At 68.6% G+C, this 13,973-nt stretch carries 12 protein-coding genes; 11 read left to right on the top strand and 1 reads right to left on the bottom strand.

Annotated features, from left to right (window positions below; genetic code table 11):
- From RT323_RS13115 to RT323_RS13105, 3 genes are all read left to right on the top strand, one after another.
- The coding region (locus RT323_RS13115; RefSeq protein WP_313409231.1) for an LLM class flavin-dependent oxidoreductase at positions 1-701 on the top strand (701 nt) is incomplete at its 5' end.
- A 1-nt stretch (position 702) separates the two neighbouring features.
- On the top strand, positions 703-1,524 hold the full coding sequence (locus tag RT323_RS13110) for a DUF72 domain-containing protein (protein ID WP_313409228.1): 822 nt from the start codon (positions 703-705) through the stop codon (positions 1,522-1,524).
- Between the two features lie 89 nt (positions 1,525-1,613).
- Positions 1,614-2,291: a sigma-70 family RNA polymerase sigma factor gene (locus RT323_RS13105; RefSeq protein ID WP_313409226.1), complete on the top strand. Its 678-nt coding sequence runs from the start codon at positions 1,614-1,616 to the stop codon at positions 2,289-2,291.
- A gap of 27 nt (positions 2,292-2,318) precedes the next feature.
- Here RT323_RS13105 and RT323_RS13100 read toward each other — a convergent pair whose 3' ends face one another.
- A complete protein-coding gene (locus tag RT323_RS13100; protein WP_313409223.1) occupies positions 2,319-3,983 on the bottom strand; it encodes a PucR family transcriptional regulator ligand-binding domain-containing protein in 1,665 nt (554 codons plus the stop codon).
- Between RT323_RS13100 and RT323_RS13095 the strand changes: the two genes are divergently transcribed.
- The 8 genes from RT323_RS13095 to RT323_RS13060 all read left to right on the top strand — a co-directional run.
- On the top strand, positions 3,982-5,043 hold the full coding sequence (locus tag RT323_RS13095; protein ID WP_313409220.1) for a BMP family protein: 1,062 nt from the start codon (positions 3,982-3,984) through the stop codon (positions 5,041-5,043). The two genes, RT323_RS13100 and RT323_RS13095, sit on opposite strands and share 2 nt — an antisense overlap.
- 10 nt (positions 5,044-5,053) lie before the next feature.
- On the top strand, positions 5,054-6,616 hold the full coding sequence (locus RT323_RS13090) for an ABC transporter ATP-binding protein (RefSeq protein WP_313409218.1): 1,563 nt from the start codon (positions 5,054-5,056) through the stop codon (positions 6,614-6,616).
- Complete coding sequence (locus RT323_RS13085) at positions 6,613-7,668, top strand: ABC transporter permease (protein ID WP_313409215.1); 1,056 nt, start codon at positions 6,613-6,615, stop codon at positions 7,666-7,668. The genes RT323_RS13090 and RT323_RS13085 overlap by 4 nt, the downstream gene beginning before the upstream one ends.
- Complete coding sequence (locus tag RT323_RS13080; RefSeq protein WP_313409212.1) at positions 7,665-8,564, top strand: ABC transporter permease; 900 nt, start codon at positions 7,665-7,667, stop codon at positions 8,562-8,564. Before RT323_RS13085 ends, RT323_RS13080 begins: the two co-directional genes overlap by 4 nt.
- Positions 8,565-8,594: 30 nt before the next feature.
- Positions 8,595-9,041 (top strand): nucleoside deaminase, encoded by a 447-nt coding sequence (locus RT323_RS13075; protein WP_313409209.1) that lies wholly within the window; start codon positions 8,595-8,597, stop codon positions 9,039-9,041.
- Between the two features lie 108 nt (positions 9,042-9,149).
- Positions 9,150-12,212, top strand: coding sequence for an efflux RND transporter permease subunit (locus RT323_RS13070; RefSeq protein WP_313409206.1), 3,063 nt, complete (start codon positions 9,150-9,152; stop codon positions 12,210-12,212).
- 87 nt (positions 12,213-12,299) lie between these two features.
- Entirely contained in the window at positions 12,300-13,250 is a 951-nt protein-coding gene (locus RT323_RS13065) for a nitronate monooxygenase family protein (protein WP_313409205.1), read from the top strand.
- A 177-nt stretch (positions 13,251-13,427) separates the two neighbouring features.
- Positions 13,428-13,973, top strand: a 546-nt coding sequence (locus RT323_RS13060; protein WP_313409233.1) for a Glu/Leu/Phe/Val dehydrogenase dimerization domain-containing protein, incomplete at its 3' end; no start/stop codon positions are given.

The raw sequence follows: 13,973 nt of genomic DNA, 5'->3' as shown, positions 1-13,973 counted from the left end.
CCCCCGGTCGGCTGACGGTGGCGCTGGGCTCGGGCCAGGCCCTCAACGAGCACGTCACGGGCGACCCGTGGCCGGCCAAGCCCGAGCGCAACGCCCGGCTGGCCGAGTGTGCCGACGTCATCTCGCGACTCCTCGACGGGGAGCGCGTCGACCACCGGGGAGCCGTCCGGGTCGACCGGACCCGCCTGTACACGCCTCCGGCCGACCGCCCGCGACTGTTCGCCGCCGCCATGACGCCCGAGACGGCCGCCGAGGTCGCCGCGTGGGCCGACGGCCTCATCACCGTCAACGCGTCGTGGGACCACCTGCGCCGGGTCATCGACGCCTTCCGCGACGGCGGAGGAGGCGACCGGCCCGTCCACGTCCAGGTCCACGTGTCGTGGGACCCCGACCCGGCCGTCGCCCGGAACCAGGCGGTGGCGGAGTGGTCGATGGCGGCATTGCCACCGCCGCCGACGCAGGACCTCGCGACACCCGCCGACATCGAGGCCGCGACGGCCGGGGTGACCGCCGACGACCTCTCGGACTCGGTCGTCATCGCGTCCGACCTCGACGAGCACGTCGAGTGGCTCTGCCGGTGCGCCGCGCTCGGGGTCGAGCGGATCTACGTGCACCAGGTCGGTCGCGACCAGGCCGGGTTCGTCTCGGCATTCGGCGAGCACGTCCTGCCGCGCGTCCGGGCGCGGGTGGGCGGACCCTGACATGCCTCGCTCGCTGATCGGGGTGAGCGGCTGGAGCTACGACTCCTGGCGCGGCGACTTCTACCCCGAGGGGCTCGCGCGGACGAAGCAGCTGTCGTACGTCGCCTCGACGATGACCGCGGTCGAGGTCAACGGCACGTTCTACTCGTTGCAGCGCCCCACGACCTTCCGGCGCTGGGCCGAGCAGACGCCGGAGGAGTTCGTGATCTCGCTCAAGGGCAGCCGATACGTGACGCACCTGCTGCGGCTCGCGAACGTCGAGCAGGCCCTGGCGAACTTCTTCGCGTCCGGGGTCCTCGAGCTGGGCGGACGGCTGGGCCCGATCGTGTGGCAGCTGCCGGCGACGATCACGTGGGACGCCGGGCTGATCGACCGCTTCCTGGCCCTCCTGCCGCGCAGCACCGAGGAGGCCGGGAAGCTGGCCGAGCAGCACGACGCCCGCCTCCCGCCCGAGCGCGCCTCGACGCAGCCGCTCGTCAGCTCGCCCATCGAGCACGTGCTGGAGGTCCGGCACCCGTCGTTCACCGATCCGGCGTTCGCCGACCTCCTGCGCCACCACGACGTCGCGGCCGTCCGCAACGACGCGCCGAAGCCGTGGCCCGTCCTGGACCTTCCGTCGTCGACCGTCGCGTACGCCCGTCTGCACGGGCACTCGCGCATGTACGCCAGCCGGTACGCGGACTCTAGCCTCGACGGCTGGGCGCGGTGGTGCCGGCGCTGGCAGGACGCCGGGCGGGACGTCCACGTGTACTTCGACAACGACTCCGAGGGGCACGCGCCGCACGACGCGGTGCGGCTGTTGCAGCGCGTCTCGCCGCCGTGAGTCCTTCCGGTTGCCGACCCCCCGGGAGCGTGTGAACGTTAGGAACGGTTGAACACACAGCCTTCGTTCCGTGCCTGACCGGAGGAACTATGACTGCGTCCCCAGAGCACCTCGAAGCCCGCCAGGGCGAGGATCTCGTCCTCGATCACCTCGGACTGGCCTCCGCCCTCGCGCGTCGTTTCAGTGGTCGCGGCGTCGACATGGACGACCTCGAGCAGGTGGCCCGTCTCGCCCTCGTGAAGGCCGCCCGGCGCTACGAGCCCTCGCAGGGAGCGTTCCCGCCGTTCGCCACCGCGACGATCCAGGGCGAGCTGAAGCGGCACTTCCGCGACCGCGCCTGGATGGTGCGGCCGCCGCGCCGCCTGCAGGAGATCCAAGCCCTCATCTCGGCCGAGCAGCTGCCCGAGATCACCAGCGCCAACGTCCACGAGCTGGCGGAGCGACTCGGCGTCGAGCCGCAGGAGCTGAAGGACGCGGCCGCCGCTCGCGGCTGCTTCCATCCCGACTCGATGGACGACCTGCGCACCCGCCGCGAGCTCGCCCGCGAGGACGAGAACCTCGATCTCGTCGTGGACTGGACCACGGTCTCCAAGCCCCTGCGCGAGCTGGACCGCACGGCCAGACAACTGCTGCAGTGGCGATTCGTCGACGGACTCACGCAGCAGGTGATCGCCGACCGCCTGGGCATCAGCCAGATGCAGGTCTCGCGCCGGATCTCCAAGGTGCTCGACACCCTGCGCGGCCACCCCGACCTCGCCGCCGCCTAGGGGCAGGGCTCGGGGCACGGACAGGTGTCAGCGCGCCGGTGTGCCCGTCAGCCCCGATGTTCGCATCCGCCATGCGGTGACCGCGAGGTCGAGCGCGGTCAGACGATCGTGCGACCCCAGGTCCAATCCGCCGAGCAACGCCGAGATCCGCTCCAGGCGCAGGTACATCGTCTGTCGGCGAACACCCAGCACCTCGGCCGCAGCGGTCTTGGAGCGTCCGACCTCCAAATAGGCGTTCAAGGTCTCGACCAGTCGGTTGCCGGACCGGGCATCGGCCTCCAGGAGGGGCCCCAACTGTTGCTCGACGAAGGTCTCCAGCTCGGCGTCCGGGACAACCCTTGTCAGCAGGTCGTACAGCCCGAGATCGCGATCGGTGACCACCCGTGCCGGGAAGGCCAGCCTGCGGGCGAGCCGCGCCCCGTGCTGCGCGCGGGTCAAGGAGGTCGCCAGACCAGCGAAGCTCTCGGCCACCGGGCCCGCCACGACCCGCACGACTCGACCAGTGCCGGCCGACGCCAGCTGCTGGTCCACGGACCGCGCGAGACCCCGCAACTGCTCTTCGAAGGGCTCCTCCGCGCGGAGCTGGACCAGCACCACGATCCGATCGTCGATCTCGGCGACGAGGTTCGGCCCGAAATCGCGACGCGCGGCCTTCGTGACCGCCGCCAGACCCGTGCGGGCCGAACGCGTGAGGTCCAGGAACAGGGCGACGCCCTGCCGACGAGGGTTCATCACGAACCCGAGCGAGGCCGCCCGTGCCTCCACATCCTGTGGGCTGCTGAAGTTCCCCCGCAACATGTCCCCCACCAGGTCGGCCACGGCCAGTGCGCGACTCGGGCTCCCGGTCATCTTCTGGGCGAGCTTCAGGGCGACGACCGACGCCGTGGCGTGCGCCACCTCCGTACTGACCTGTTCATCCGATGGCGCCATGGCGAGGACCGCCCATGGCTCGGGTCCCACCGGCACTTCGTCGATCTCGGTGGGTGCATGCTCCCGCCGCACGTCCTCGCCGGCCAGCAGCTGACCCCCTGCCGAGTACAGGCCGATCGGCGCACCGGTCAGGCGTCGCGCGATGGCCAACAGGCCCCCCAGGTCGTCACCGGCGAGAACACCGGCGATCAGCTGACGAAATGCGTGGTCGCTGCGTCGCAGCGTGCCGACCTCGTGGGAGATCAGCAAGGGGTGGACGATCTCGGTGATCTCGACGAAGGGAACCACCTGATGCATCGTGATCAGGGGAAGACCGTGCCGTCTGGCCGCCTCGGAGAACTCGTCCGGCAGCTGCACGAAGGTGCGGCCCACCTCCATGATGAGCGCCGTGACGTTCTGGCTGGCCAGTGATGCCACGTAGGCGGTGATCGATCCGGCGGGTGACCCGACAAGCCCGAGCCCGGTCGTGAACAGCACCTCGCCGCCCTTGAGCAGTGGCGAGATCTCGAAGATCTCAGAGGTGTGCACCCACCGCACCGGCCGGTGCTCGAAACCGTCGCCGGCGATCACGTGCGGTCGCGAAGATCTCATCAGCGGCAGGTCGAGAAGATCCTGCAGCGTGAACCCGGCGACCTCTCCATCACGATCTGTCACGACAGTCCGTCCATTCTTTCTGGTCCCAGAGCGACATCCTGTCCCTTGTGTGATCCACGTTACATGAGTTGAATGCAGGCACTGTCGTCCTGCGAGGAGTCCTCCCATGTCTGATTTCCGCCCATCGCATGTCCTTCGAAAGTGCGCCGCCATCGGCGCGGTCGCCGTTCTCGCCATCGCATCGGCTTGCGGCGGCGCCACCGGCGAGAGCGACGCCACTGATGACGGTGACTCGTCCAAGCCGCTCATCTACGGCGCTTTCGCGACGCCTCTGGAAGAGCCATGGGACGGCGCCATCCATGCCGCGCTCATGGAGGCCAAGGAGGACGGCACGATCCGCTACAAGTACGTCGACAACCTCAACACGGCCGACAAGATGGAACGCGGACTTCGCGACATCGCCGGCAACGAGAAGCCCGATGCGATCATCGGTGACGCCTTCGCGGCCGAGGAGGCCGTCCGCAAGGTCGCCGCAGAGTTCCCGGACACCCCCTTCGCGTTCGGCTCCGGCGAGAAGCCCGTCGCACCCAACATGAGCGTCTTCGACAACTGGCTCCAGGACCCGGCCTACCTCGCGGGCATGTTGTCGGGCAGCCTCACGAAGTCGAACACGCTCGGAGTGGTCGCCGCGATGCCGATCCCGGAGGTGAACCGCATCGTGAACGCCTATGTCGCCGGTGCGAAGTCCGTGAATCCGGACGTCACCGTGAAGGTCTCCTTCATCAACAGCTTCTTCGATCCGGCAGCCGCCAAGCAGGCCGCCGCGGCTCAGATCGGCGCGGGCGCCGATGTCATGTTCGCGGAACGCGAAGGCGTCATCGCCGCCGCCGAGGACGCGGACATCCCCGTCATCGGCATGATGGTCGACCAGAAGTCGGATGCACCGAAGCACGTCGCCACCTCGCTGCTGTGGCACATGCGGCCCACGGTCGACGCCATCGTCGAACAGGCCACCTCGAAGCCGGCGGCCGAGGATCTCGGCGAGTTCTCGTTCATGATCAACGAGGGCAGCGAGCTCGCCCCGCTGAACGCCGACATCGTGGGCGGGATCCCCGAGGACCTCATCACGAAGATCGAGGCCAAGAAGTCCGAGATCATGGACGGCAGCTTCGTGACCCCCGTGGACGAATCGGCCCCCGCCGGCTCGATCGACGTGTCGAAGGACTGACGGCGGACACATGACGGAGACATCCCGGCGTCGCTCCCTCCTGGAGCTGGACCGCATCACGAAACGGTATGGAGACCTCGTCGCCAACGATGCGGTCACCCTGAGTGTCGCAGCGGGCGAAGTCGTGTCCATGCTGGGCGAGAACGGCGCCGGGAAGTCCACCCTCATGAAGATCGCCTACGGCCTGGTCCGTGCGGACGAGGGCAGCATCAAGGTCGACGGTCACACCATCGACCTGCGCTCGCCACGCGATGCCATGGCCGCGGGGATCGGCATGGTGACCCAGGAGTTCTCGCTCGTGGACACGATGACCGTGGCCGAGAACATCGCCCTCTCCGGAGTCGGTCTCGGCCGCGTCGACCGCCGCGAGCTGCGGGAGAAGGTCCTGCGCGTGATGGATCGCGTCGGGGTCCACCTGCCGCCGGACAAGCACGTCGCCTCCCTGTCGATCGGCGAACGCCAACGCGTCGAGATCATCAAGGCCTTGTTCCACGACTGCAAGGTCCTCATCCTCGACGAACCGACCGCGGTGCTCACGCCGCAGGACATCGAGTCGCTGTTCGTCACCATCCGACGACTACGGGAGAGCAACCTGGCCGTCCTGTTCGTCTCCCACAAGCTCCGTGAGGTCGCCGAGATCTCGGACCGGGTCGTCGTCCTGCGTCACGGCGCGCTCGTCGCCGACCAGCCGATCGACGGCGTCGACACCGATGCACTCGCCGCCCTGATGATGGGCGTGACGAGTGCCGACGTCGATGACACGACCGAGTCGTCCGCGCTCGGGCTCGACACCGCGGTCCACGAGGTGGCTGCGCCAGCCCGCGAGGTCGGGGCACCCGTCCTGGACGTCGACGCAGTGAGCCTGGAGACGAACGGGGTCCAGGTCCTCGCCGATGTCAGCCTGCGTGTCCACGCCCGGGAGATCGTCGGCGTCGCCGGGATCTCCGGCAACGGCCAGAGCCAGCTCGTGGACGTCCTCGCGGGTGTCGTGCGGCCCACCTCCGGAACGATCACCGTCGACGGACACGACATCGGCGGGGCCACGGTCGACGCGCGCCTGCGCGCCGGGCTCGGCCGACTCACCGAGGATCGGCGTGGATCATCGTTCGCCGCGATGACGGTGGAACAGAACCTCGTCATCGAGGACCTCCCCCACTTCCGTCGCGCCGGCATGCTCGACCGTCGGGCCATCCGCCACCACGCCGAGACACTGATCGAGCAGTTCGCCATCAAGGCCAAGCCGACCGACACGATCGGCAACCTCTCGGGCGGCAACATCCAGAAGGTCCTGCTCGCTCGCGCGCTGGCCAGGAAGCCACGCGTGCTCATCGCTGCCCAACCCACCCGCGGCCTGGACATCGGCACCTACGCCTACGTGCACGAACAGCTGCAGGACCTGACGTCCCGCGGTGCCGGCGTCCTGCTGATCTCCGAGGACCTCGACGAGCTCCGAGCCCTCTGCACCCGCATCGCCGTGATCTTCCGCGGACGCCTCGTCGGGGAGCTCGATGCCGCCGACGCCACGGGCGAGCGGCTCGGCGTGATGATGACAGGTGGGGAGGAGGCCGCATGAGGCTCGTCGTCCGGGAGCAGACCCCGCGGTGGACGGGGCCCGCCGCGATCGCTCTCGCGGTCATCGTCACGGTCGCCCTCACCGCCATCCCCATTCGACTCGCCGGCGCGAACCCGCCCGCGGCGTTCGAGCGCTACCTCATCACGCCCCTGTCGTCGATGTCCGGCCTCCACGAGGTCATGCTGACGGCCACGCCATTGCTGTTCACCGGTATCGCGGTCGCGATCGCGTTCCGTGCCGGCTACTGGAACATCGGCGCCGAAGGGCAGTTCCTGGCGGGCGCGATCGGTGCCACCTTCGTGGGCATCAACCTCCCGGACCTGCCCGCGCTCGTCGCCCTCCCCCTGGGCATGACGATGGGTGCCTTCGGCGGCTTCCTGTGGGCGACCGTCCCGGCTTGGCTGAAACGCCACGGCGGCATCGACGAGGTCGTCACGACACTGTTGTTGAACCCGGTGGCGCTCCTGCTCGTCCAGGGCCTGCTCAACGGTCCGTGGCGCAACACAGCGACCGGCTTCACCGACTCGGACCGCCTCGGTCCCGGTTACGACCTGCCGGCACTGATCCCGGGGTCCCGGGTGCACTGGGGATTCGGCATCGCGATCATCATCGTCATCGCCACGGGCATCGTCATGACCCGTACCGCCACCGGCTTGAAGATCCGCGCCGCCGGTCAGTCACCGAAGACCGCGGAGTTCAGCGGCATCCGCGTCGGCGTCCTGCAGTGGCGGTGCGCTCTCGTCTCCGGAGCGATCGCCGGCATGGGCGGCGCCAGCCAGGTCATGGGTGTCCAACACCAGCTGACCTTCGGCATCAGCAACAACTACGGCTACACGGGCGTCATCGTGGCAACCCTGGCCGGGCTCACCGCCATCGGTGTGGTCCTCGTCGCCGGACTGCTCGGAACGATCGCGGTGGGAGCTCAGAACGTCTCCCTCGTGCTCCAGATCCCGACACAGCTCGGTGACATGTTCGGGGCGCTGCTGATGCTGGCCGTCCTGTCCATGGTGACCCTACGAAGATTCACGATACGACGGAGGCGAGAGCGATGAGCCTCAACCTGTTGGCGCTGATCGGCGCCACCCTGACGATCGCGACACCTCTCGTGTGGGCGTCGATCGGCGAGGTCATCATCGAACGCACCGGGATCCTCAACCTCGGCATCGAAGGCACCATGTACGTGGGCGCATTCGTCGGCTTCGTCACCGCCCACCGGACCGGATCGCCGTGGCTGGGACTGCTCGCGGCGATCATCGCGGGAGCGCTCGCCGGAGTCGCGATGGGTCTGTTCAGCGTGACGCTGGGGCTCAACCAGCATGTCTCCGGCCTGGGCATCACGCTGTTCCTCATCGCGACCTGCGATTTCACCTTCCGGCTCCTCTACACGGGCGAGCGGCCCGGTCTCGAGAACAAGTTCTCGGTGCTCTTCTCCTCGACGCCGGTGCTCAACCAGCACTGGCTGACGTACGCGGGCTTCCTGCTGATCGCGCCCGTCGCATGGTGGACCATGCGGTCCAGTGGCATGGGCTACCGGATGCACGCCGTCGGCGAGAACTTCGACGCTGCCGAAGTCGCGGGAATCTCCGTCAACCGCACCCGCTACGCAGCGCTCGCCGTCGGCGGCGCGTTGATGGCGATCGGCGGCGCGTTCCTCACGCTGGCGATGCTGGGCACGTTCACGCTCGACATCATCAGTGGCCGCGGCTGGGTCTGCATCGCACTGGTGATCTTCGCTCGGTGGCGCATCTGGCAGGCCGTCGGCGGAGCACTCCTGTTCGCGGTGGTCAATGCCCTGCAACTGCAGCTGGCGATCTCGCCCCTGTTCAGCGCGATACCCCGCGAGCTGATGTTGGCACTGCCCTACCTGGCCGTCATCGTCGCTCTCATCGTCTGGGGCCGAAGCGTTCGCTATCCCGCCACCTATCTCAAGGCGTACCGCCGCGCCTGACCGCTGTTCCACCGTCCGAAGGAGACGATCATGAACGATTCCGAACTGCTGTCCGTTGCCCTCCTGCAGGCACGCAAGAGCCTGGACGAGGGAGGCGTGCCCATCGGCGCCGCGCTTTTCGTCGAGGGCGAGCTCCTGGGCGTCGGGCACAACATGCGCGTCCAGGCCAACAGCGCCATCCACCACGGAGAGACCAACTGCCTGGAGAACATCGGGCGACTGCCCGCCGCCACGTACGCGAAGGCCACGATGGTCACGACCCTGTCGCCGTGCATCATGTGCAGCGGGGCGATCCTGCTCTACAAGATCCCGCGCGTGATCGTCGGGGAGAGCCAGAACTTCTACGGCGGCGAGGATCTCCTTCGCGAGAACGGAGTGGAGGTCGTCTGCCTCAACGACGCGGAGTGCATCGAGATGATGGGCGACTTCATCGCCAACAACTCCGATCTCTGGCACGAGGACATCGGCCTCGAGTGACGACGATCCGGGGCACCGGGGTCTCGTCACCGTCGTCGCGGTTGCTACGCAGGGGGTGCGACACTTCAGTGTTCGCGCTGCGCGAGCCCCCTGTCTCGAGGAGAACCGTTGAACCTGTTGTCGCGCTTCAGCATGGCCAATCGCGCCCTGATCGCCCTGATCACCGTCGTCGCCTCCATCGCCGGCGTGTACTCCGTCACCCAGCTCAAGCAGGAGCTCATCCCGTCACTGGAGTTCCCGGCCGTCATCGTCGTGTCCCAGTACCCGGGAGCCTCCGCCGACGTCGTGGACACCCAGGTGACCCAGCGCGTCGACTCGGCAGCCAAGTCGCTCGAGGGTGTCGAGTCGATCCAGTCGACCTCGACCCCCGGCAGCTCGATCGTGATGGTCGCGCTCGACTACGGCACCGACACGGCCTACGCGCGCCAGCGCCTCGAGAGCAGCCTCGGCTCCTCGCTGTCCGGCCTGCCTGACTCGGTCGAGCCGCTCGTCATCGCCGGCAGCATCTCCGACTTCCCCATCGTCCAGCTCTCCGTCTCGAGCGAGGACGGTGACGTGGCGGCGCTGACCGGCAAGGTCGACGCCGAGCTGGTCCCCGCCCTGAACGACATCGACGGCGTGCGGGACGTGACCGTCTCGGGCGGCCCGATCGACCAGCTGCAGCTCACCGTCAAGCCCCGCGAGCTGGCCGCCGCCGACGCCTCCGTGGCCGACATCGTCTCGACGCTGCAGGAGAACGGCTCCCTGCTGCCGGCCGGCTCCGTCACCGACGAGACCCGCACCCTGAGCATCCAGGTCGGCCGCGAGCTCCAGCGCGCCGGCGACGTCGCGAAGCTCCCCCTCACCGGCACGCCCGGCACCACCATCGGTGACGTGGCCGAGGTCGAGGTCGCCGCGAAGCAGGCCACCTCGATCTCGCGGACCGACGGCAATCCCAGCATCGCCGTGGCCATCACGAAGACCCCCGACGGCAACACGGTCGACGTCTCGCACGCCGTGACGGAGGCGGTCGACGAGGCCGCCACCGCGCTCGGCGACGGGACCAGCGTCGACGTCGTCTTCGACCAGGCGCCCTTCATCGAGAAGTCCATCGAGGACCTCACGACCGAGGGCCTGCTCGGCCTCGTGTTCGCCGTGATCATCATCCTGATCTTCCTGGCGTCGCTGCGCTCGACGATCGTCACGGCGATCTCGATCCCGCTGAGCCTGCTGGTCACGTTCATCGGCCTGCTCATGTCGGGGTACTCGCTCAACATCCTGACCCTGGGTGCCATCACGGTGGCGATCGGTCGCGTCGTCGATGACTCGATCGTCGTGATCGAGAACATCAAGCGCCACCTGTCCTACGGCACCCGCAAGTCCGAGGCCGTCCTGACCGGCACCCGCGAGGTCGCGAGCGCGATCACCGCCTCGACCCTGGCCACGGTCGCGGTCTTCCTGCCGATCGGCCTGGTCGCCGGACAGGTCGGCGAGCTGTTCCGCCCGTTCGCGCTGACCGTCGCCCTGGCCATGATCTCGTCGCTGCTCGTGGCGTTGACGATCGTCCCGGTGCTGGCCTACTGGTTCCTGCGAGAACAGCAGGTCGAGGCCGACGCCGCCACGATCGAGGCGGCCGCCCAGGAGAAGGAGCGCCGCACGTGGCTGCAGCGTGGCTACGTCCCGGTCCTCGACTGGGCCCTGCGCCGTCGTGTCATCACGCTGGTCCTGGCCGTCGTGATCTTCGGTGCCTCGATGGCGCTCGCGCCGCTCATGAAGACGAACTTCCTGGGCAACACCGGCCAGAACACCTTCACGGTCGTCCAGAGCCTCGAGCCCGGCGCCTCGCTCGCCGCGCTCGACACCGCGGCCGAGAAGGTCGAGTCCGCGCTGGTCGACGTCGAGGGCGTCGAGACCGTGCAGGCCACGATCGGCTCCGGCGAGGGCATCGCCGCGCTGTTCAGCGGCGCCGGTGACGCGAACTTCGCCGTCACGACGGACGAGGACGCGGACCAGGTGGCCCTGCAGGAGCGGGTCACGCAGGAGCTCGACGCGCTCGAGGACGTCGGCACCGTGCAGATCAGTGCGGCTGCCGCGATGGGCGGTTCGTCCACGATCGACGTCATCGTCACCTCGGACGACCCCGCCGAGCTCGACGGCGCCGCCGCGCAGGTGCTGGAGGCGCTGACCGGCATCGACGGTGCGACCGACGTGTCGTCGAACGCCCAGGCCGCGCAACCGACGATCACCGTCACGCTGAACGAGCTGGGACGCAGCCTGGGTATCAGCGAGCAGCAGATCAGCCAGGCGGTCGCCGCCACGACCGGTCCGTCCCCGATCGGCAGCGTCGTCCTGGCGGGCGAGCAGACGGACGTCGTGGTGCTGCCGACCGGACCGGTACCGGCGTCGGTCGAGCAGCTGCGCCGCCTGCCCGTCGGTGAGGCGACGCTCGGCCAGGTCGCGCAGGTCCGCGAGGTCGAGCTGCCCGTCTCTGTCACGCGCCAGGACGGCGACCAGTCGATCACGGTCTCGGTGACCCCGGACGAGGACGACCTCGGTGCGGTCAACTCGGCGATCGCGACGGCGGTCGACGGACTCGACCTGCCCGAGGGCGCCGAGGCGACGATCGGCGGCGTGTCCGCCGACCAGGCCGAGGCCTTCGCGCAGCTGGGCATCGCACTGCTGTTGGCGATCGCGATCGTCTACATCGTCATGGTCGCGACGTTCAAGAGCCTGCTCCAGCCGTTCCTGCTGCTGGTGTCGATCCCGTTCGCGGCGACCGGTGCGATCGTGCTGCTCGTGGTGACGGGCGTCCCGCTCGGCGTCGCGTCGCTCATCGGCATGCTGATGCTGATCGGCATCGTGGTCACGAACGCGATCGTCCTGATCGACCTCGTGAACCAGTACCGGCGCCAGGGGATGTCCGCCGAGGACGCCGTCCGCGAGGGATCGCGTCACCGCGTGCGTCCCATCGTCATGACGGCGCTGGCCACGATCTTCGCGCTGACCCCGATGGCGCTGGGCGTCACCGGCGGCAGCGCGTTCATCAGCCAGCCCCTCGCAATCGTCGTGATCGGCGGACTGGCCAGCTCGACTCTGCTGACCCTCATCCTCGTGCCGGTGCTCTACCTGCTCGTGGAGCGCTGGCGCACCCGCAAGGAGCGCAAGCGAGCCGCCCGGGCCGTCGCCGCCTGACCTCCGCTCTGGCGGTGCCGCCGAACGACACGTAGTATGCAACTCGTTGCACTGTCGAGTCAGCGGCGCCGCCGCGGAGGTTGAACGATGTCCCTGCCCGCAGTCCTGGAGAACCGCCTGTCGATCCCGGTGGTCGCGTCCCCGATGTTCATCGCATCGGGACCCGACCTGGTGATTGCCCAGTGCAAGGCCGGCATCGTCGGCTCCTTCCCCGCGCTCAACGCGCGTCCCGCCTCGATGCTGGGCGACTGGCTCGACCGCATCGAGGAAGAGCTGGCCGGCACGGATGCCGCTCCGTTCGCCGTCAACCAGATCGTGCACCGGTCGAACAGCCGCCTGGAGGAGGACATGGCGCTGATCGTCGAGCACCAGGTGCCGATCGTCATCACCTCACTGGGCGCGCGCCCTGAGATCAACGAGGCCGTCCACTCCTACGGCGGCATCGTCCTGCACGACATCATCAACAACCGCTTCGCGCACAAGGCGATCGAGAAGGGCGCCGACGGCCTGATCGCCGTCGCGACCGGCGCCGGCGGCCACGCGGGCACCCTCTCCCCCTTCGCCCTGCTTCAGGAGATCCGCGCCTGGTTCGACGGGCCGCTGCTGCTGTCGGGCTCGATCGCCCATGGCCGCGCCGTGCTCGCCGCCCAGGCCGCCGGAGCCGACCTCGCGTACGTCGGCTCGGCCTTCCTGGCCACCGACGAGGCGAATGTCGTCGACGACTACAAGCAGATGATCGTCGAGAGCTCGGCCGAGGACATCGTCTACTCGAACCTGTTCACTGGCGTGCACGGCAACTACCTGCGCGGCAGCATCGAGGCCGCCGGGCTCGACCCCCGCAACCTGCCCGAGGGCGATCCGTCGACGATGGACTTCGGCTCCGGCAGCACGAGCGACGCCAAGGCGTGGAAGGACATCTGGGGCGCCGGCCAGGGCCTGGGCGTCATCGAGGAGACCCTGCCCGCCGCCGAATTGGTCGCCCGCCTCGCTCGCGAGTACGAGGCCGCGCGCGAGGAGCTGTTCGCCTCCGTCCGCTGATCGGACACGCAGTCCCCGGAGTGGGTGGAAGAATTCCCACCACTTCGGGGACTTTCCCATTCCGGGAGCTCCGTCGCACGGGGGTGTCGTGCGGGCCCTCTCGTCCGTAAGGCAACCTTGTGCTGTGACATCACGTCACATGTTCGTAATATTTCAGAGGGGAAGAGCCCGGTGACCCTGCACGAGAGCCTCGGCACGATCTATGACGAAGTGCTGCACCGCAATCCCGGTGAGACCGAGTTCCACCAGGCCGTCCGCGAGGTGCTCGAGAGCCTGAACCCGGTCGTCACGAAGCACCCGCAGTACACCGACGCCGCCGTGATCCGCCGCCTGTGCGAGCCCGAGCGCCAGATCATCTTCCGCGTCCCGTGGGTCGACGACGACAACAACGTCCAGATCAACCGTGGCTTCCGCGTCGAGTTCAACTCCGCGCTGGGCCCGTACAAGGGCGGCCTGCGGTTCCACCCCAGCGTCTACCTGGGCATCGTCAAGTTCCTCGGCTTCGAGCAGATCTTCAAGAACTCCCTCACCGGCATGCCCATCGGCGGCGGCAAGGGCGGCTCGGACTTTGACCCCAAGGGTCGCTCCGAGGGCGAGATCATGCGCTTCTGCCAGGCGTTCATGACCGAGCTCTACCGCCACATCGGCGAGTACACCGACGTTCCCGCCGGCGACATCGGCGTGGGCGGCCGCGAGATCGGCTACCTGTTCGGCCAGTACAAG

Origin of the sequence: Aeromicrobium sp., from assembly GCF_032084975.1 — a bacterium.
GTDB lineage: Bacteria > Actinomycetota > Actinomycetes > Propionibacteriales > Nocardioidaceae > Aeromicrobium.
This window is presented reverse-complemented; position numbering and strand designations above follow the sequence as displayed.